Here is an 18,998-nt window from a genome sequence, read left to right as displayed (position 1 = left end):
TTCTCTTTCCAAGAGCTGCGTCCGTATTTGGGAAGCCAATCCGTAGGGTGCGCCGTGCGCACCGAACCAGGCTGCGGCGAGCTCGGTGGTGCGCACGGCGCACCCTACGGCGGCATGCCGGCGTCAGGCTCTGACCCGGCTCTTGTCCGGGTCATAGGCCACGGTTCCGGCGGCGACCGTGGCGCCGATGCGTTTCTGCTGCCCATCGAGTTTGCCGATCTCCACGCGGGTGCCAGGCGCGCAGTAATCGACCGCCAGGCGGCACAGGGCGATGTTCTTGCCCAGCACAGGTGAGCGCGTGGCGCTGGTGATCACTCCAACCTGGGCGCGGCCGACATGCACGCAATCGCCATGAGCGGCCGTCTCGTTGCCTTCCAGCTCCAGGCCCACCAGATGGTGCATCGGGTGCTCCTTGCGTCGGAGCAGTGCTTCACGGCCGATGAAGTCGTCCTGCTTGCTCTTCAGCGGTACGCAGAATCCGATGCCGGCTTCGAACGGATCGGTCTGGTCGCTGAACTCGTAGCCGGCGAAGATCAGCCCAGCCTCGATGCGCAGCATGTCCAGTGCATGCAGGCCGAGCGGCGCCAATCCGAGTGGTTCGCCGAGCTGCCAGAGGCGTTGCCAGACCTGCATGGCATCGCCTGGATGACACCAGATTTCATAGCCCAGCTCGCCGGTGTAGCCGGTACGCGAGACCATCAGTGGCACGCCGTTGTAATCGCCCAGGCGGCCGACCAGGAAGCGGAACCAGCCCAGCTCCTCCAGCGGCGGCTGGGTGCCTGGTGTCCAGATCATCTGCTGCAGCAGTTCGCGGCTCAGCGGGCCCTGCACGGCTATGTTGTGGATCTGCTCGGAGGCGGACTTGATCCACACCTTCATGCCCAGTTTCTCGGCCTGCTGGCGCAGCCATTCACCGCCGAAGTCCTCACCGCCGATCCAGCGGAATGCGTCCGCGCCAAGACGCAGCAGGGTGCCGTCGTCGAGCATGCCGCCGTGCTCATAGCACATGGCGCTGTACACCACCTGACCGACCGCCAGCTTGCGCACGTCGCGGGTCAGGCAATGGTTGAGCAGGGTTTCGGCGTCGGGGCCGAGCACCTCGAACTTGCGCAGGGCGGACAGATCCATCACTGCCACCCGCTCGCGGCAGGCGTGGTATTCGGCGAGTGTGCCGTAGCCGTCGAACTGGGTCGGCGTCCACCAGCCGCGGTAGTCGATGAAGTGGCGGGTGAGGGCGGAGGTGCCCGGGTGGAAGCCGCTTTCGCGGGTCAGCACCGGGTCGGCGTCAGGCGTTTTGCGGTTGGCCATGGCGATACTGAAGCGCTCCTTGTCGGAATACACGCGAATGTGGATGTCGGTGGGGTTCCAGCCATTGGCCGGGTCGATGTCGTCCGGGCAGGAACTGCTGGCGCACACCAGATCGTTCATGGCGCGCAGCAGCACGTAGTCGCCGGGGCGCGACCAGGGCTCGTCCAGCGTAAGCTGCTGGTGCGCATCGACCCCGGTGTTGAAGAAGAAGTTGATCGCCGGCCAGCCGCGACGGCCCTGCACGCCATGGCCTTGCAGGGCGCGGCTGATGTTGTCGCTGCAGTTGGCGTGGCCGAAGTAACCCTGCGCCTCGTAATAGCGCGCGGTGCAGGCCAGGGCGAAGGTGTCATGGCGGCCGACGGTGTCGCGCAGCACCTCCAGCATCGGCTGCATGTCGCGGTCGAAGAACTTGCTGAACAGGCCGGGGCCGGGATAGGCGTTGCCGTTCAGGGTGCGGGTGACGGTGGGGTCGAGGTCGATCTCGCGGCCGGCATCGAGGCCGCGCCGGTCGAAGGCGACGAAGTCCGAGCATTGCCGGCCGGCGACGTCGATCACCTGGATGTACTGGCCGGCACCGACCACATAGTCGCGTGCGCTGCCGGGACTGATGGTGAACTCGTCGAGCACTTCACCCAACGGCGCCGGTAGGGTTGGAATCAGCAGGCTCGACGGGTTGGCGCGCTGGATGATCAGGCGCAACTCGCTGGCGCGCTGCTGGCTGTCCACCGTCGTCTGTCCGCCTGGGGCGGCAACGATCAGCAGCAGGGTTGCGTTGGCCTGTAGTTTCACCTGGTGACCAGCTGGCGTGCCGTCTGGCCATAGGCGTGCGGCCGTGGGCAGGTGGCGAGAGTCGATATGGCGTTTAAGCAGACCGCTGGCGACGTGCTGCGATTCGCGGCTGCCATCGCTGAGCAGACGAGCGATGAAGTCGGCGCCGGGGTTGGACAGCAGGCCGAGCGCCGCGAGCGCTTCACGACCGTCTTCGGTGAAAGCCAACAGCTCGGCATGCTGGTCGCCTTCGATATCGATCACCTCGATACGGTCGCCGGGCTCCAGGGCGACCACCGTCAGGCCGCCCGGGGCGACGCGATGGCGCTCCATGCCAGGTGTTCGAGCGAATAGTGCCGGCTCGTGTGGCCGGGAAATCACGGGCATCTGCATGCAAGGCACCTTGGTTCTTGTGATTGCTGCCGGTGCGCACGGCGCACCTTACGGGGCGTGCGCACGCTGGCGCAGGGTGCTCAGCCCACGGCTTTGATGGCTGTCTGCGGCGAGTCGGAAAGGTAGGCGGCGAGCGAGTCGTCCAGCGCCTCGAGCCAACTGGTGTGGTGTGGCGTGGCCAGGGTGCCGGTCATCAGCGAGCGGTGGCACTTGTTGCGGTAACCCATGATGTCGTCGTACTTGTCGTGCTTCCAGTCGAGGAAGGTCTGGTTCACGGCGGCGATATCGAAGCTCGGGTAGTCGGTGGCGTCGATCAGGGTCTGGATGTACTTGCCCTGGAATTCGAACATTTCCTGGGCGTTCTTCAGCGTCAGTTCTTCCTCGCGCCAGGCCAGGTCTTCGGCGTGCATGGCGGCCTGGTCGGGCAGGGCGATGCGCCCGAGGATAACGTCGCGGGCGTACCAGGCCTGGGCGTCGAACATGTTGAAGCTGTACCACTGATCCTGCATGCCGAGGTAGACCAGCTTGGGGTTGTTCTCCCAGAACACGCCCTTGTACAGGTTCAGCGGCCACAGGCGGTTGTCGGTCTTGAGCCGCAGATCCTCGGTGAGGAAGGGGAAGTGATGCTTGTAGCCGGTGCACAGGACGATGGCGTCGATGTGCTTGCTGGTGCCGTCGGCGAAGAAGGCCGTGCTGCCCGATACGTGCGTGAGCAGCGGTTTTTCCTCCCAGTTTTCCGGCCACTTGTAGCCCATCGGCGCGCTGCGGTAGCAACTGGTGATCGAGCGCGCGCCGTATTTGTAGCACTGCGAGCCGATGTCCTCGGCCGAGTAGCTGGCGCCGACGATCAGTACGTCCTTGCCCTTGAATTCCAGCGCGTCGCGGAAGTCGTGGGCATGCAGCACGCGCCCGGCGAAGCTCTCGAATCCTTCGAAATAGGGCACGTTGGGCGTGGAGAAGTGGCCGCTGGCGACCACCACGTAGTCGAAGCGCTCGGTGCTGGTCAGGTCGCGGTCATAGCTGTGTACGGTCACGTCGAACTGGCCGCTGGTCTCGTCGAAACTCACCCCGCGCACGGCAGTGTTGAACTGGATGTACTTGCGCACGCCGGCCTTTTCGACGCGACCCTTGATGTAGTCCCACAGCACTTCACGCGGCGGATAGGAGCCCATCGGCCGGCCGAAGTGTTCGTCGAAGGTGTAGTCGGCGAACTCCAGGCACTCCTTCGGCCCGTTCGACCACAGGTAGCGGTACATGCTGCCGTGCACCGGTTCGCCGTGCTCGTCGAGGCCGGTGCGCCAGGTGTAGTTCCACATGCCGCCCCAATCGCTCTGCTTCTCGTAGCAGACCAGCTCGGGAATCTCTGCACCTTTGGCGGCTGCGGACTGGAAGGCACGGAGCTGGGCCAGGCCGCAGGGGCCGGCGCCGATGATGGCGATGCGAGTGGTCATGCTGAATCTCCCATATGAAACCGTATGTGTAATTTCAGGAATTTAAATTTCCTTGTGGGAATTACCTTACTGGCTCGACACCCCGTCGCAACTCGCTCATTGGGGATACCTCCTTGGAGGTAGTCGCGTTGTTCGGCATGCTCTGCAGAGGGGCGTGGCGGCCTTCTGATGGTGCGTGGGTGATAAGACGGTTATTTCTCCTTGGGAAATATTGTTTCTTATCAATGGTTTCTCCCAGTGTCCTGTCAGGGCATGGAACTTGCTCAATCGAGAGCGATTCCTTGTCCGTGGAGGCCGGATGATCCAGTTGCTGCTGCGCACCCTGCTGCTCGAGCGACAGCCTCGACCCGCTGCGCCATCGGCTTATCGGCAGACCTTGCTGGAGCTGCCGCTGCGTCTGTTGCAGCAGGGCGGCGGCGATGGGCCGTTGCTGGAGTTGCTGCCGCAGCTGCAGCAGGCGCTTCAGGCCGATCACGCCTGCCTGTTGCTGCCGCAACGCACAGGGCCGGGTTGGCGGGCGTTGGGCGAGAGAGCTGCCTGCGCGGACTGTCCCGAGCATGCCGGAGAGCTGCCGCTGCCCGGCGTAGTGCAGCTCTGCCGCGGCTGTCTGCAGCAGGGGCGCTTTCAGGCCTTGTGCGGTCTGCAGCAGGAGGAAGGCCGTAGCGCGCTGCTACTGGTGGGTTTCAGTGGCCGTCCGGGCATCGGCCAGCGCAACCAGTTACGCGATATCGCCCGGCGCCTGGGCGAGGTGCTGCAAGCTTTCGCGGAGGATCGCCGCCTGCGTCGTCGCGAGCTGAGCGCCGAGCGCGGTGTGCTGGCGCGTGAGCTGCACGACTCGGTGGCGCAGCAGCTCGGCTATCTGCAAATTCGTAGCGCGCGGCTGCAAAGCGTGCTGGGCGACACCAGGCAGGCCGAGGTGATGCTCGATGATCTGCGCGATACCTTGCGTTCTGTGCATCGCCAGGTGCGCGAACTGATCAGCAGCTCGCGTTTGACCATGGACGGCCGCACGCTGCGCCAGGCATTGGAAGCCTCGGTGGCAGAGTTCGCCCGCAGCAGTAGCTGCGTGTTCAGCCTGGACAACCGTCTACCCGGCAATTGCCTGCCTGCCGACAGCGAGTTGCAGGTGCTGCAGATCGTGCGTGAGGCGCTGGCCAATGTGGTGCGGCACTCGCATGCGCGGCAGGTGCGTATTCGCCTGTGGCCGACCGCCAGTGGCCTGGAAGTCGAAGTCTGCGACGACGGTATCGGTTTGCCGGAGGATTTGCCTGATAGCGGTCACTTCGGCCTGAGCATCATGCGCGAGCGTGCGGCTGCGATCGGCGCCGAGCTGAGTGTCGAGGCGCTGCCGAAACGTAGCGGCACACGGGTGCATCTGCGCTGGAGTCGGCCATGACTGCCCCGTTCGACCTGCTGCTGATTGATGATCACCCGATGCTCCGTCGCGGCCTGGCAGAGCTGTTCGAATCCAGTGGCGAGTTTCGTGTGATCGGCAGCGTTTCCAGCGGTAGCGAAGGCATCAGCCTGGCGCGCGATTTGAATCCTGCGATGGTGGTGCTCGACCTGCATATGCCTGGGCTCGACGGCCTGGCCACGCTGGAATGGTTCAAGCGTGATCTGCCCGAGGTGAACGTGGTGGTGCTGACGGCTTCGGCCGCGCGCGACGATGTGCTCGCCGCTCTGCGTGCTGGCGCCGATGGCTACCTGCTCAAGGACAGCGAGCCGGAAGCCCTGCTGGCCGCAGTGAGTGCCTGCGCGCATGGCCAGGGCCGGCTCGATCCGGCGCTGTCGGTATTGCTCGCCAGCAGCCTGCGCGAGCGCGAGGCGGCCATGGAGGCCGAGCGCGTGGAGTTGACCGAGCGTGAGCGGCAGACCCTGGCGCTGATCGCCGAGGGCTTCAGCAACAAGCTGATCGCCCGCCAGTTGGGCATCAGCGACGGCACGGTGAAGGTGTATGTGAAGCATCTGCTGAGCAAGCTCAACCTGCGTTCGCGCCTGGAACTGGCGGCCTGGGCGCATCGCAGCGGCCTGCCCGAGGGCAATGGAGGGTGTCGATGAGTGGCTGGCGCCGTTTGCGCAATGCGTTTAGTGGTGGCAGCCGGTCGGTGGATTTCGATGCGCTGCCGATTGCGCTGATCCATCTGGATGGCACCGGGCTGATACGTCAGGCCAATCGCGGCTGGGAGCTGCTCAGTGGTTATCGGCTGCGCGATTGCCCGCAGGCCGAGCACAGCCAGTTTCTGCATATCGAAGATCGTCCCGTGTGGCAGCTTGGCCTGCACAGCCTGCGTGATTTGGGCACACCCTGGGTGGGCAGCCTGCGCTACATGAATCGCACGGGTGAATTGCGTTGGGTCGAGATTCGCCTGGCGCGGCACGGGGATGGCTTCGTCGCCAGCCTGGCCGATATCAGTGCGCAGATACCCGAGCATCAGCAGTTGCAGGCGCGCCATCGCAGCCTGAGCAATCTACTCGATGGCCTGCCGTTGATGGTCTATCGCTGCCGCAACAACCGTAACTGGAGCATGGAGTACGTCAGTGCGGGGTGTCTGGAGCTGACCGGCTATGCCGCGCAGCGTCTGGTCGACAGTCAGAGTCTGACCTTCAACGGGCTGATCCACCCGGCTGATCGTGAGCGGGTCTGGCGCGGCGTGCAGGAGGCGTTGCGCGAGTCACGGCCGTTCGCTTTCGACTATCGCCTACTGTGCGCCGATGGTAGCGAAAAGCAGGTCAGCGAGCGTGGCCGGGGCATCTATTCGGATCTGGGCGATCTGCTGGGACTCGAAGGCATCGTCATGGAGCGTGGTGCCGCACCGGCGCTGTTGCGGGACGTCGCCGCAGGCTTCTGAGCTCCATGCGTAGGGCGGGTGCAACCCGCCAGCCAGATGTGGCCCATTGTTCCCGCTCTACGTTCTGCGCCACGTGATCGTAAATCGGATTTGAGCAAGAACGTTCAAGACCTGCCTGGGGCGCTTGGCTAAGCTCGGCTGCCCAAGGAGGTTCCATGTCCCGTTATCAAGAATTCACCCAGGGCGCCCGCGATATGCTGCCGATGCTGCTCGGCGCCATGCCCTTCGGCATCATTTTCGGCAGCCTGGCTGGCGCCGCCGGGCTCGATCCCTGGCAGACGCAAGGTATGTCACTACTGGTATTCGCCGGTTCGGCGCAGTTCATCGCCATCAGCTTGCTGACCGGCGGCGCGGGTATCGCCGTGGTGCTGCTGACCACCTTGGTGGTCAACCTGCGTCATGCGCTGTATAGCGCCAGCTTGCAGCCCTACGTGTGCCACCTGCCCAAGCGCTGGCGCATGCCGTTGGCCTTCTGGCTCACCGACGAGGCCTACGCGGTGGTGGTGCAACGCTATGCGCGCGGCGATAGCGAGCCCTATCGGCACTGGTATTTTCTCGGTGCGGCACTGGCGATGTACTGCAACTGGCAGCTGTGCACGCTGGTCGGCGTACTGTTCGGCCAGGCCGTGCCGAACATCGGGGAATGGGGGTTGGATTTCGCCATGCTGGCAACCTTCATCGGTATTGTCGTGCCCATGCTGCGCAACCAGCCGCAGGTCGCTGCGGCCCTGGTCGCGGCTGCTGTCGCGCTGGCTTGTCATCCATTGCCGTACAAGCTCGGGCTGATGGCGGCGGCGGCCAGTGGCATCGTGGTCGGCGTATGGCTGGAGCGGCGCAAGCCGGTCTTGCAGGAGGAACTGGTCTGATGGATATCTGGTTGCTGATCCTGGGTATGCTGGCGATCACCTTTATCACCCGCTACAGCCTGTTCGCCTTCCCTGACCTGCGTTTTCCGCCGTTGATCCGGCAGGGACTGCACTACGTGCCGACCGCGGTGCTGACCGCCATCGTGATCCCCGGCATGCTGCTGCCCGACGGGCAGAACTGGGCGCTGAGCTGGGATAACGCCTATCTGTTGGCGGGGCTGGTTGCCATTGCCATCGCAGCTTTCACGCGGCATTTGCTGGCGACCATCGGTGGCGGCTTGCTGGTGTTCTTTCTGCTGCGTTGGGCGTTTGGGCAGTTGCCCATCTGAGTGGCGCTTGCCTTGGCTGTGCGTAGGATGCGCCGTGCGCACTAGGTAGGTACCGCAGTATTCGCGGTGCGCATGGCGCACCCTACCGGGAGCGTTGCCGACAGGTGATGTGTGTTGCGGTAGAGAGAGCTTTCCTCTGATGCGTCAGAGCACGTTGGCTTTGCGTAGGGTGCGCTGCGCGCACCAGGCCAACACCACCGTATTCGCGGTGCGCATAGCGCACCCTCGCGGTCGGACAAGTGATGCGTGTTACACCAGCGCGCTGACTTTCAGATCACGCTGGCTCAGGCGCAGGTAGTGTTCGTTGGCCTTGAGCAGCAGGGCCTGGTCGTCGACGCTCAACTCGGTCTGCGGGTTGCCCTCGACCTGGCTGCGGTAGAGCGTTTCACCGGGGCGGCGGCGTAGACACTGGTAGCGCTGCCGACGCGGTTCGATCTTGAGGCTGAGCATGTCGATATAGGCGACCTGCATTTCATCGCTCTGCCCGGTCTCCAGCGCGCTGCGTTGCAGTGGTGGGGTATGGGTGAAGGGCGAGGCCGACAGCATGACGTGCTGGCAGTCGAGCAGGTCGGGGCGAGGTTGGCCGTCGAGCAGCCAGTTGCCGCGCAGATCACGGTGCAGGCACAGGCTGCGCTGGCCGTGGTTGTCCACCTTGAGCCAGAGGCGGCGGAAGCGCCAGCGTATATCGCAATCGATCAGGTAGTTGGCAACGATGCTGTTGCCCTTGATGACCTGCATGAGATGGCTGGTAGCGTGAATGCCGTTGGCATCCTGGCTCAGGCGCAGCGTTTCCACGCCGGCGGTGTACCAGGGTTTCCATACCAGGGTCTGCTGCATCGGACGACTCCATGCCGAGCGCGAAACAGGAGGGAAGGGCAGCGACTGCGCGCAGAACACGTTCCCTCGTGTTCCATGATGTGTTGTGGCGCGCAGCATAGCGTGGTGGCGAAGTGATGTCTGTCAGCCTTTGCCGACAGTTGCGCAAGTTTTTGCGCTATTGCTTGGCTTTGAGTGGCTGTTGCTCGAACGTCACGCCTTCCAGGCCGTGAGTCATCAACGCGCGAATATTGCCGTGATCGCTGCCGTCCGGCGTGGCCACCACGCTGCGATAGTGTTCGCCGAAGGCGCGCAGGGCTTCGTCCTGGTTGAATCCTTCGAGCAGGGCCAGGCCCAGCGTCTTGCACGAGCCTTCGTTCTGCCCGGCAGCGTTTTCCACGTCTCCATTGCGAAAGGCGCTGGGCTGATAGTCATAGTGCTCGGCGACGAAGGCCAGGGTTTCGCTGAAGGCGAAGTCGTCCTGCTGCAAGCGGCTGCGCAGGTCGGTGAGGGCGGTCATGCGTGTTTTCCTTTTTCGAATGCGGCTTTCTGCTCGGCCGAGGCTTCTTTCTGGTGCTTGGCCTTCCAGTCGGCATAGGGCATGCCGTACACGGTTTCACGGGCCTGGTCGATGCTCACGTCGACGCCAAGATCATCGGCGGCGGCCTTGTACCACTTCGACAGGCAGTTACGGCAGAAGCCGGCCAGGTTCATCAGCTCGATATTCTGTACGTCAGTGCGATCACGCAGGTGTTGCACCAGGGCGCGAAAGGCTGCGGCTTCCAGTTCGAGACGTTCTTGCTCGGTCATGCTGGGCTCTCCGGGGCGAGGTTTGGCGGCGATGATAAGAGCGCGTTTCGAGGCCAGCAAGCCGTCAGCGGTGCCCGGCCAGGGTGATCGATACCGACTCGGCGAAACGCAGGGCATGCGGTTTGTCCACTTCCACCTCGGCGTAGCGCACCGCCGGGTTGGCCATCACCAGATCGAGAATCTCCTGGGTCAGGCGTTCGAGCAGGGCGAAGCGATTGCCCTCGACGTGAGCGATGATCGCCTTGGTGATGGTGCGGTAGTTCAGGGCGTGGTCGATATCGTTGACCTGCACGGCATCGACGGCCGGATAGAGAATGGTCAGGTTGATCAACACGTCCTGCTTGTTGTTGATCTCCTCTTCCTTGATGCCGATGTAGGTGCGCAGGCGCAGATCCTTGACGCGGATACGCGCCATTCCGGGTTCCAGTCGCGGCATTAGTTGTTCCGTCCGATCAGTTGCAGGAATTCATGGCGGGTATTGTAGGACTCGCGGAACGCGCCGAGCATCACCGAGCTGCTCATGACCGAGTTCTGCTTTTCCACCCCGCGCATCATCATGCACATGTGCTTGGCTTCGATCACCACGGCAACACCGGCGGCATTGGTCACGCTCTGCACGGCATCGGCGATCTGCTTGGTGAGGTTCTCCTGGATCTGCAGACGGCGAGCGAACATGTCGACGATCCGGGCCACCTTGGACAGGCCAAGCACCTTGCCGGTCGGGATGTAGGCGACATGCGCCTTGCCAATGAAGGGCAGCAGGTGGTGTTCGCACAGCGAATACAGCTCGATGTCCTTGACGATCACCATCTCGTCGTTGTCCGACTCGAACAACGCGCCGTTGACGATTTCTTCCAGTGACTGCTGATAACCGTGGCAGAGGTACTGCATGGCTTTGGCCGCGCGCTTCGGTGTGTCGAGCAGGCCCTCGCGCTCGGGGTTTTCACCGAGGCCTACAAGAATCTCGCGGTATTGCTGGGAAAGAGGTTCGCTCATGGCTGTGTCCTGGGGCTGGCCTCACTTGAGGTGGCGGCCGCCGTTGAGGGTAAGGGTGGTGCCGGTCAGATAGGGGGTGTCCAGCAGGTAGCGCAGGCTCTGGTAGAAAACCTGCGGGCCGGGCTCGAGGCCGAGTGCCGATTTGCTCAGGGCCTTGTTGCGGTAGGCCTGGTCGTCGCCGTCATTGAACATCAGCAGCGCCGGGGCGATGCCGTTGACCTTGATGCGAGGTGCCAGGCGCGCGGCGAAGGACAGTGTCAGGCTTTCCAGGCCGGCCTTGCTGGCGCAGTAGGCCGGACGGTTGGCGCTGCCCTTGCGCACCACGTCGTCGCTGACGTGGACGATGTCGGCCTGCTCCGAACGCAGCAGCAACTCGCTGCAATGCAGGTTGATCAGGTAGGGCGCGAGCATGTGCACGGTGAACAGCTGGCGGAAGGCCTCGGCTTCTTCGCCGGGTGTTTCGGCCAACCACTGCGAGGCGTTGTGGACGATGGCGCGCAGCCCGGAGCAATGCGTCTTGAGCTGTTCGATGAAGGCGAGAATGCCGGCTTCATCGCTGAAGTCTGCCTGCAAGGCGATGGCGCCGCGCTCGCGCAGGCGGGTGATGCTGTCGCGCTCCTGGCGGTAGCTGATGATCACCGCCTGGCCGTCATCGAGCAGGCGCTCGGCGCAGTACAGGCCGACCCGCTGGCCGGCGCCGGTGATCAGGATGGGAAAGCTGGCAGCGCTCATGGGCGACTCGTGCAGGAAAAATGAAGGCCAGCGGTCACGCGCTCGCGATAGCGCGCTTCTGGCAGATCGCCAATAAAGCTATACCAGTGCTACGGCTTGTACAACCATGCGAAGCGTGAGGGTTTGCTTGGGGGAGCCGCGCATGGCGCTATTTTCCTGTCTTTAAACGATTTTTACCGCGGCTTGGAGAAATGCTTGTTTGTACTTTATCTGTACGATTTTTATACCTTGTATAGGTTTTCCTGCTTGTAGAAACGTAGAAACGAATCGGCCAGCACGAGGCTGGCCGATGACGATGCGAGAACTTTCAGGATTTGCCGATGCTGGCCGCGCGTTTACTCAGCCGGGGCGTGGAGGTGCCTTGAAGCCATGGTTCCAGCAGGCGTGTGGACAGCGGGATGAACAGGTAGGTCATCAGCGGCGTCAGTGCCAGGGTGGAAAGCAGTACACGCGTGACCAGCGGCAGGTCGCTAAGCCAGGGGCCGAACAGCAGGTTGAAGGCCAGCGAAACCGGGAAGAAGGCCAGCCAGATGGCCACGCTCTGCTTCCAGCGCGGTGTTTGCCGGTGGGCGCTGCCGAACCAGGCATCGAGGCCTACGGCGCGCTTCTCCTGCGGTTGGGCGAACAGGCCGGTACCGCGTGCGAGCCAGGCCTGACGCGAAGCCGAATGTTCCCAGGCGGCCATGGTCTGCTCGTCGCTGAAACGGAACACGATCTGGAATTCGTCATCGCCGGGCGGAGGTGCCAGAACGCCGGAGCCGAGGTAACCAGGGAAGTCGGTGGCCAGGTGCTCGCCTTCACGCAGCCAGGCGATGAAGTCGTGATAGCGGCCATTGGCGACGCGACGCGCCACCATGAGGGTAACGGGGGACATTGTGTATCTCCTCGAATGTGGCCCGGGGCAGGGGTGATGCCGTGGGCAGTACTGAGCGCGGGGTAATGCGCTCAGTAGAAATGCAGCAAGGATTATTCCCATTTTCGGCAAAAGCGCCAGCGCCGTGTGATGACCGGCCTGTACGCCCTTCATGTGGCTGGCGAAGATCGAAGCAGATGCACCCTGATCGTGCGCCGTGCTTGTATGCGGTGCGAAGTTGGCAGCTTGAACGCCTGCTGTACAATGCGGCGATTCCTGTCTGCCGTGATGCTCATGCCATGTCCGAATTTGTTGGTGCCAGATCACCCATTTCCAGTGCGCTGAAGCAGGAAGAACTGTTTCCGATTCGTGAGGTTTCGCGGCTGACGGGCGTCAACCCTGTCACCTTGCGCGCCTGGGAGCGGCGCTACGGCTTGATCCAGCCGACTCGTACCGACAGCGGTCACCGTCTTTACTCGCAAGCCGATATCGATGCCGTGCGCAGCATCCTGGCCTGGATCGAACGCGGTGTCGCGGTCAGCAAGGTCGGCTCGATCCTGGCCAAGAGCGTCGCCAGTCGCAGCGTCGCCACACCGGCTTACAACGAAGTCAGCAGCGATGACTGGAGTCAGTGGCAGGAGCAACTGCGTCGTGCCTTGGAGAATTTCGACGAGCCGCGCCTTGATCGGCTGTATGGCCAGATTTTTTCCTGCTATCCGCTGGCGGTGGTGTTTCAGGACATTCTGATGCCGCTGTGGCAGGAACTGTTGCTGCGTCAGGATGACGTTGGTCAGCGTGGCGAATGGCTTCTGCTTGACGGCTTTCTCAGGGGACGCTGCTGGCAGCGTCTGCAACTGGGCCGTGATGAGTCGCGTGACCGTATCCTGCTGGCATCGCTGCCGGGGCAGTGCCGTGAGCTGGAGTTGCTGGTAGCTGCCTTGCTGCTGAGCAACCAGGACTCCGATGTGACGCTGATGGGGCCGGGCGTCCCCCTGAAGGATCTGGCGCTGATCTGTGAGCGGATGCAACCGCAGGCGCTGGTGCTGTTCAGCAACCAGCCGCCAGGCGAGGATTTTCCGCGTCAGCTTTCACGTCTGGCACTGGCGTTGGAATGCCCGTTGTTGCTGGCCGGCGACAGCTCCGATCTTGCCGAAGAAAGCCTGGCGGGTTCACCCATTGCCTGCCTGGGCAATGAAGGGCGAGTCATGCAGCGTCGCTTGCAGCAGTTTCTCGCCGGTCATCTCGACACCTGATCGAGGTCTTCAGCCAACCGTTGCGGTGCGATGCTGAAGGTCGCTGTGTTGCTCGAAAAGGTACTGGCGCAGCGTCTGCTCGTCTTCCTCATGCAGGGTTGCCAGGCTGTAGGCATAGCGCGTCTGGCTGATGCGTCGCACCAGGCGTGCGCGCAGCTGTACGCGACGCTGTTGCGGCAGCATCAGCTGCAGCAACTGATCCTTGGCCGGGCTGCCTGGCTTGCCGTAATGCACCAGCATGCCGCTGTGCGATAGCTCAATTGCCTGTAGGCCGCTGGGGCGGTCGTTGCTGTCGAGCAAGGTCAGCGGTGCTGGCGGCTCCAGGCGCCAGGGCCGCTCATTGACCCCGTGTTCGAAGATCAGTGGGGTGCCCAGCTCCAGGCGTGGATGGCTTTGCTCATCCTGAATCAGGTGCAAGGGAAAGCTCAGGTGTTGGTCGTCGCGGTGAGTGTCCAGGCTCAGTTGTTCTTTATTGCCCAGACGGCTGAGTAGTTGGCTCAGCTGTTCGCCAATGGCCAACTGTGGCGCCGTGCTGGGACGGCGCTTGCGCGAGGAGGTGGAAAGGATCTTCTGGATGTAATCCAGTTCGTCCTGAGTCAGCAGCGGGTCGCTTTGCATGATAGGTACTGCATAGGGTTGCAAACCATTCAGACCCCGCCGCGCGACGATAGTTTTGTACGTTCGTCAGCTTTTCAGGCGGGCCAGCTCGGCATTCAGTGCTGCGACCTCGGCTTCCAGCTCTCGCACGCGCTGCTGAGCTTCCACCTGCTCGGTGACGTCCTTCTGGATACCGATGTAATAGGTCAGTTGGTCGCCTTCGTTGAATACCGGGGTGATCGACAGCTCGTTCCAGAAGGCGCTGCCGTCCTTGCGGTAGTTGCGGATGATCTGGCGGCAGGGCTTCTGCTCCCGCACGGCGTCACGAATGGCCTGCAGGCCAACCTGGGCACGGTCGTTGCCCTGCAGGAAGCGGCAGTCCTGATAGAGGATGTCATCGCAGGGATAACCGGTCAGGTTTTCGAACGCGGCATTGGCGTAGATCAGGATGTTGTCTTCACCCTCCTGCTCGGCCACCACGATTCCGTCGTTGGAGGCATCGATTACCAGTTGCAGCAGCTTGGCATTGATCATGAGGACAATTCCGCGAGAGATATGCGCTGCATTCTAAAACATCGGGTCGGGCTGTCTACTTGCGGCATAATGCGCGGCGTTTTTCCCTGTTTCCGGAGTTGTCATGAAAATCGCCATCCTCTCGGGTTCGGTCTACGGCACCGCAGAAGAAGTCGCCCGCCACGCCGAACGTCAACTCAAGGCTGCTGGCCTGGAGGCCTGGCACAAATCGAACATGAGCCTGGACGAACTGCTGGCCTTCGCGCCGGATGCCTTCCTCACCGTGACCTCGACCACGGGCATGGGCGAGCTACCCGACAATCTGCTGCCGCTGTACAGCGAGATTCGCGACCGTTTGCCAGCCTGGAGTGGTTTGCCGGGCGCGGTGCTGGCGTTGGGTGATTCCAGTTACGACACCTTCTGTGGCGGCGGCGAGCTGATCCGCGAACTCTATGCCGAGTTGGGGCTGCGCGAGGTGGTCGAGATGCTGCGCCTGGATTCCAGTGAAACCGTCACGCCTGAAAGCGATGCCGAGCCCTGGTTGCAGGAACTTGCTGCGGCCTTGCAGGGCTGAGCGATCAAGGACGGGCAGGGCGCTTCATGCGCACCTGCCGGGCCATTCTGACGATAAGAGCGGCGAATATCGGCTTATCGCGCCACGTGTCATCGGCTTCGTGACTCGCAAGGCCATCAAGATGGCTGCCAGAGCGACTATCGCCTGTCAGCGGCAGGGCTAGACTGCGGACACCACCGATCAACAAGAATATCGAGGTGACCGCCGTGAACGCTCCGCTGAAGCTCCCTGCCGTGAAGAACCAAGTGTCTGAAGCCGAATGGCGCGCCCGTGTCGACCTGGCCGCCTGCTATCGGCTGATTGCCCTGTACGGCTGGGACGATCTGATCTTCACCCATATTTCCGCCAAGGTGCCGGGCACCGAAGATTTCCTCATCAACCCCTATGGGCTGATGTTCCACGAAATCACTGCATCCAGCCTGGTGAAGGTCGACCTGGCGGGCACCAAGCTGATGGACAGCCCGTTCGACATCAATCCGGCCGGCTACACCATCCACAGTGCGGTACACGAGGTGCGTCACGATGTTGGCTGCGTGCTGCATATCCACACCGCGGCAGGCATCGCCGTGTCGGCGCAGAAGCAGGGGTTGCTGCCGCTCTCGCAGCAGTCGCTGTTCGTGCTCGCCAGCCTGGCGTATCACGGCTACGAGGGGGTGGCGCTGAACCACGACGAGAAGGCGCGCCTGCAGGCTGACCTGGGTGAGAAGAACTTCATGATCCTGCCCAATCACGGTCTGCTCACGGCTTTCGGCAGCATTGCCGATGCCTTCCTCGGCATGTTCATCCTGCAGCGTGCCTGCGAGATTCAGGTGATGGCGCAGAGTGGCGGCTCGGAGCTGATCCATATTCCTCAGCAGATTCTCGATGGTGCTCAAGCGATGATCGCCGGGGTGATGAAGAGCCCGCAGGGTATGGGCGGTTCGCTGCCTTGGCCGGCGTTGTTGCGCAAACTCGACCAGCAGATGCCGGGCTACGACCAGTGAGCGAGTTGCCAGGCATTGCCCTGGATGACTGGCATGCTCGGGGGCTGGCAATGGATTTTCGTGGCCACACCATCCGCTACTGGGTGGCCGGTGCTGAAGATGCTGAGCCGTTGTTGCTGATTCACGGTTTCCCTACCGCGAGCTGGGATTGGCACTACCTGTGGGCACCGTTGGCCGAGCGCTACCGGGTGATCGCCTGCGACATGCTTGGCTTCGGTTATTCCGCCAAGCCTCGCGGCCATGATTACAGCCTGCTGGAGCAGGCGGATCTGCAACAGGCGTTGCTGGCGCACCTCGGCGAGCAGCGGCCCTTGCATGTGCTGGCACACGATTATGGCGACAGCGTGGCGCAGGAAATGATTGCCCGGCACCAGGACGGTCGAGTGAAGCTGGCCAGTTGCGTGTTTCTCAACGGCGGCCTGTTTCCCGAGACTCACCATCCGGTACGTGTGCAGAAATTGCTGCTGGGTCCGCTTGGCCCTCTGGTTGGCCGCCTGTTCTCGCGGCGCAAGTTGGCGCAGAGCTTTGCCCGTATTTTTGGCCCGCGCTCGCAGGCCAGTGATGCCGAGCTGGACGCCCTCTGGCAACTGGTGAAGTACAACAATGGCCCTGCGGTGATGCACCGGCTGATCCGTTACATGCCAGAGCGACGCCAACAGCGTGAGCGCTGGGTCACGGCGATGCAGGCGACGACAGTGCCGATGCGGGTGATCGACGGGGCGTTCGATCCAATCTCCGGGGCACACATGGTGGCGCGCTATCGCGAGTTGATAGCCGATGCCGACACGGTCCTGCTGGACGACATCGGCCATTACCCACAGCTCGAGGCGCCGCAGCAGGTGCTGGAGCACTATCTGCAGTTCGTTGAGGGAACAAGGAGTGATGATGCGTAGGCGTACCCTGTTGAAAGGCGCTGCTGTCGGCGGTGTGGCGGCTCTGGGGGCTGGTTTCTGGGCGTTACCGACCAGTCCGCGGCCGGCGGCCGTCAGCCTGGATGGCGCGCGCCAGGTGCTCGATGAATTGCAGGGGCGGGCGTTGGTCGCCACCCGTGGCTGGAGTCCGCAAGAAGTGTTCAATCACTGCGCACAGAGCATCGAGTACTCCATGGACGGTTATCCCGAGCTGAAGCCCGCCTGGTTTCGTCACAGCGTTGGGCCGGCAGCCTTTGCCGTGTTCAGTGTTCGTGGGGCCATGCGTCATCCGCTCGACGAGGTCATTCCAGGTGCCGCGCCGCTGGCCGAACCGGCTAGCCAGGAACTGGCATTGCAGCGCCTGCAGGCGGCCTTCGAACGCTTCGCCGGCTACGACGGCGAACTGCAACCCCACTTCGCCTACGGTGCACTCGATCATGCCGAATATGCCGAGGCGCACGTGATGCATCTCTACAACCATCTGAGTCTGATTCGTCCCGCCTGACAAACCACCTTCACGGCTTCCAGTTCTTACGGCGTCCAATGCAGCTGACGGTCTCACCCGCCAGCTGGCAAGTGGCCGCCGATCATTTTTGTCGAACCAATCTCGACCCTGGTGACTCACTAAAACTGTAACTCACCAACAATCGAGGTACGTCATGAACAAGACATTATCCGCACTCCTGCTGGGCGGCATGCTGAGCGCCGTAGCGCTGCCTACGTTCGCAGCCAACGATTCTGCTACCGATGGCAACGGACCAACCATGCCTGCACCATCAGACCCGCAGGCACCGACTACCCCAGGTGGCGAAGATAGCGATGGCTACGGTCTTCCTCCTGCAGGTGGTGGTCCGGGTACCGATGGCAATCCGGGCGGCAGCAATGGTGACGGTGGCACTGGTGGCGATGGCAATGGGGCCGGTTCTGGTTCCGGTTCGGGCAGCTGACGGCCTATAACGTCGCATTATCAGTCGTCATTCAGGCAGGTCGCGCGCTCTTGTGGAGCACGCGACGCTGCCGGACACTCGGGGGCATTGCCAATCTGCCCCGAGGAGTCAGTCGATGAGTGATGCCATCCGTTTCGAAGATCAAGTGGTGATAGTCACCGGTGCCGGTGGTGGCCTCGGTCGCGCCCATGCACTGCTGTTCGCACGTCATGGCGCCAAGGTAGTGGTCAACGACCTGGGCGGCAGCACTCACGGTGAGGGCGCCAACGCCTCGGCCGCGGACAAGGTGGTGGAAGAGATCAAGGCCTTTGGTGGCAGTGCTGTGGCCAACTACGATTCGGTAACCGATGGCGACAAGATCGTGCAGACCGCGCTGGATCACTTCGGGCGCATCGATGTGCTGGTGAACAACGCCGGCATCCTGCGTGACAAGAGCTTCCACAAGATGGAGGACGCCGACTGGGATCTGGTCTACAAGGTGCACGTCGAGGGCGCCTACAAGACCACCTATGCTGCCTGGCCCCATCTGCGCGAACAGAATTACGGTCGGGTGATCTTCACTTCGTCCACCTCCGGCATCTACGGCAACTTTGGCCAGAGCAACTACGGCATGGCCAAGCTCGGTCTCTATGGTCTGACCCGTACGCTGGCCATCGAAGGCCGCAAGAACAACATTCTGGTCAATGCCATCGCACCTACCGGTGCCACGCGCATGACCGAAGGATTGATCCCGCCCCAGGTATTCGAGCAGCTCAAGCCCGAGCTGATCAGCCCGTTGGTGGTTTATCTCGGCAGCGACGCCTGCCAGGACACCGGTGGCTTGTTCGAAGTCGGTGGTGGCTGGGTCGGCAAGGTTCGCTGGGAGCGTAGCCTCGGGGCTGGCTTCGATCCCAAGGCGGGTTTCGCGCCGGAAGATGTCGCCGCGCAGTGGCAGCGCATCTGTGATTTCGATGGCGCGGCGCATCCGGCCGATAACGTCGAGGCACTCAAGGAAATGATGGCGAATCTGCAGAAGTACGCCCTCTGATCGGCCAACGGGGCTGACGTCG

General features: G+C 62.7%; 23 protein-coding genes. 12 read left to right on the top strand and 11 right to left on the bottom strand.

Going from position 1 to position 18,998, the window contains the following annotated elements:
• Positions 1-123 precede the first annotated feature (123 nt).
• Together HS968_RS18890 and HS968_RS18885 are read right to left on the bottom strand one after the other, a co-directional pair.
• Entirely contained in the window at positions 124-2,469 is a 2,346-nt protein-coding gene (locus HS968_RS18890) for a DUF1989 domain-containing protein (protein WP_182368114.1), read from the bottom strand.
• Between the two features lie 80 nt (positions 2,470-2,549).
• A complete protein-coding gene (locus HS968_RS18885; RefSeq protein ID WP_182368112.1) occupies positions 2,550-3,920 on the bottom strand; it encodes an NAD(P)-binding domain-containing protein in 1,371 nt (456 codons plus the stop codon).
• Between the two features lie 298 nt (positions 3,921-4,218).
• On the opposite strand from HS968_RS18885, the gene HS968_RS18880 reads away from it, so the two are divergent.
• The 5 genes from HS968_RS18880 to HS968_RS18860 all read left to right on the top strand — a co-directional run bounded on the left by HS968_RS18880 (position 4,219) and on the right by HS968_RS18860 (position 7,964).
• Positions 4,219-5,316: an ATP-binding protein gene (locus HS968_RS18880; protein WP_182368110.1), complete on the top strand. Its 1,098-nt coding sequence runs from the start codon at positions 4,219-4,221 to the stop codon at positions 5,314-5,316.
• Positions 5,313-5,978: a response regulator gene (locus HS968_RS18875; RefSeq protein ID WP_182368108.1), complete on the top strand. Its 666-nt coding sequence runs from the start codon at positions 5,313-5,315 to the stop codon at positions 5,976-5,978. Before HS968_RS18880 ends, HS968_RS18875 begins: the two co-directional genes overlap by 4 nt.
• Positions 5,975-6,769, top strand: a complete 795-nt coding sequence (locus HS968_RS18870; protein WP_182368107.1) for a PAS domain-containing protein — start codon at positions 5,975-5,977, stop codon at positions 6,767-6,769. The genes HS968_RS18875 and HS968_RS18870 overlap by 4 nt, the downstream gene beginning before the upstream one ends.
• Before the next feature lie 155 nt (positions 6,770-6,924).
• The gene (locus HS968_RS18865) at positions 6,925-7,635 is read left to right on the top strand and encodes an AzlC family ABC transporter permease (RefSeq protein WP_182368105.1); all 711 of its coding nucleotides are present in this window, start codon (positions 6,925-6,927) and stop codon (positions 7,633-7,635) included.
• The gene (locus HS968_RS18860; protein WP_182368103.1) at positions 7,635-7,964 is read left to right on the top strand and encodes an AzlD domain-containing protein; all 330 of its coding nucleotides are present in this window, start codon (positions 7,635-7,637) and stop codon (positions 7,962-7,964) included. Before HS968_RS18865 ends, HS968_RS18860 begins: the two co-directional genes overlap by 1 nt.
• 249 nt (positions 7,965-8,213) lie before the next feature.
• Here HS968_RS18860 and HS968_RS18855 read toward each other — a convergent pair whose 3' ends face one another.
• The 7 genes from HS968_RS18855 to HS968_RS18825 form a co-directional block, all read right to left on the bottom strand.
• The gene (locus HS968_RS18855; RefSeq protein ID WP_182368101.1) at positions 8,214-8,801 is read right to left on the bottom strand and encodes a putative glycolipid-binding domain-containing protein; all 588 of its coding nucleotides are present in this window, start codon (positions 8,799-8,801) and stop codon (positions 8,214-8,216) included.
• 157 nt (positions 8,802-8,958) lie between these two features.
• Positions 8,959-9,300 carry a HopJ type III effector protein gene (locus tag HS968_RS18850; RefSeq protein ID WP_182368099.1) on the bottom strand — a complete coding sequence of 114 codons (342 nt, stop codon included), beginning with the start codon at positions 9,298-9,300 and terminating at the stop codon, positions 8,959-8,961.
• On the bottom strand, positions 9,297-9,590 hold the full coding sequence (locus tag HS968_RS18845; protein ID WP_119693131.1) for a DUF1244 domain-containing protein: 294 nt from the start codon (positions 9,588-9,590) through the stop codon (positions 9,297-9,299). The genes HS968_RS18850 and HS968_RS18845 overlap by 4 nt, the downstream gene beginning before the upstream one ends.
• Positions 9,591-9,654: 64 nt before the next feature.
• Positions 9,655-10,026, bottom strand: coding sequence for a dihydroneopterin triphosphate 2'-epimerase (folX, locus tag HS968_RS18840; protein ID WP_106736674.1), 372 nt, complete (start codon positions 10,024-10,026; stop codon positions 9,655-9,657).
• On the bottom strand, positions 10,026-10,586 hold the full coding sequence (gene folE / locus HS968_RS18835) for a GTP cyclohydrolase I FolE (protein ID WP_106736673.1): 561 nt from the start codon (positions 10,584-10,586) through the stop codon (positions 10,026-10,028). The genes folX and folE overlap by 1 nt, the downstream gene beginning before the upstream one ends.
• A gap of 21 nt (positions 10,587-10,607) precedes the next feature.
• Complete coding sequence (folM, locus tag HS968_RS18830) at positions 10,608-11,318, bottom strand: dihydromonapterin reductase (protein WP_182368098.1); 711 nt, start codon at positions 11,316-11,318, stop codon at positions 10,608-10,610.
• Positions 11,319-11,625: 307 nt separating this feature from the next.
• A complete protein-coding gene (locus HS968_RS18825) occupies positions 11,626-12,192 on the bottom strand; it encodes an antibiotic biosynthesis monooxygenase (protein WP_182368096.1) in 567 nt (188 codons plus the stop codon).
• A 278-nt stretch (positions 12,193-12,470) separates the two neighbouring features.
• On the opposite strand from HS968_RS18825, the gene HS968_RS18820 reads away from it, so the two are divergent.
• Positions 12,471-13,424: a MerR family transcriptional regulator gene (locus HS968_RS18820; RefSeq protein ID WP_182368094.1), complete on the top strand. Its 954-nt coding sequence runs from the start codon at positions 12,471-12,473 to the stop codon at positions 13,422-13,424.
• Between the two features lie 9 nt (positions 13,425-13,433).
• On the opposite strand, the gene HS968_RS18815 is transcribed toward HS968_RS18820, so the two are convergent.
• Together HS968_RS18815 and HS968_RS18810 are read right to left on the bottom strand one after the other, a co-directional pair.
• Positions 13,434-14,042 (bottom strand): PilZ domain-containing protein, encoded by a 609-nt coding sequence (locus HS968_RS18815; RefSeq protein WP_182368092.1) that lies wholly within the window; start codon positions 14,040-14,042, stop codon positions 13,434-13,436.
• A gap of 66 nt (positions 14,043-14,108) precedes the next feature.
• Positions 14,109-14,555 carry a PAS domain-containing protein gene (locus HS968_RS18810; protein WP_179622233.1) on the bottom strand — a complete coding sequence of 149 codons (447 nt, stop codon included), beginning with the start codon at positions 14,553-14,555 and terminating at the stop codon, positions 14,109-14,111.
• Between the two features lie 103 nt (positions 14,556-14,658).
• On the opposite strand from HS968_RS18810, the gene HS968_RS18805 reads away from it, so the two are divergent.
• From HS968_RS18805 to HS968_RS18780, 6 genes are all read left to right on the top strand, one after another.
• Positions 14,659-15,108, top strand: coding sequence for a flavodoxin (locus tag HS968_RS18805; RefSeq protein WP_179622232.1), 450 nt, complete (start codon positions 14,659-14,661; stop codon positions 15,106-15,108).
• A 206-nt stretch (positions 15,109-15,314) separates the two neighbouring features.
• Positions 15,315-16,091 carry a class II aldolase/adducin family protein gene (locus HS968_RS18800; RefSeq protein WP_407681637.1) on the top strand — a complete coding sequence of 259 codons (777 nt, stop codon included), beginning with the start codon at positions 15,315-15,317 and terminating at the stop codon, positions 16,089-16,091.
• On the top strand, positions 16,088-16,984 hold the full coding sequence (locus HS968_RS18795) for an alpha/beta fold hydrolase (RefSeq protein WP_182368090.1): 897 nt from the start codon (positions 16,088-16,090) through the stop codon (positions 16,982-16,984). Before HS968_RS18800 ends, HS968_RS18795 begins: the two co-directional genes overlap by 4 nt.
• Positions 16,977-17,507, top strand: coding sequence for a DUF1569 domain-containing protein (locus HS968_RS18790; RefSeq protein WP_182368088.1), 531 nt, complete (start codon positions 16,977-16,979; stop codon positions 17,505-17,507). Before HS968_RS18795 ends, HS968_RS18790 begins: the two co-directional genes overlap by 8 nt.
• A gap of 154 nt (positions 17,508-17,661) precedes the next feature.
• Positions 17,662-17,949, top strand: coding sequence for a hypothetical protein (locus tag HS968_RS18785; protein ID WP_119693122.1), 288 nt, complete (start codon positions 17,662-17,664; stop codon positions 17,947-17,949).
• Between the two features lie 115 nt (positions 17,950-18,064).
• A complete protein-coding gene (locus tag HS968_RS18780) occupies positions 18,065-18,976 on the top strand; it encodes an SDR family oxidoreductase (protein WP_182368086.1) in 912 nt (303 codons plus the stop codon).
• The last annotated feature ends 22 nt before the right edge of the window (positions 18,977-18,998 follow it).

This window comes from Pseudomonas berkeleyensis (genome assembly GCF_014109765.1).
GTDB lineage: Bacteria > Pseudomonadota > Gammaproteobacteria > Pseudomonadales > Pseudomonadaceae > Aquipseudomonas > Aquipseudomonas berkeleyensis.
Note: the sequence above shows the minus strand (reverse complement) of the source record. Positions and strands in the feature narration are given on the sequence as shown.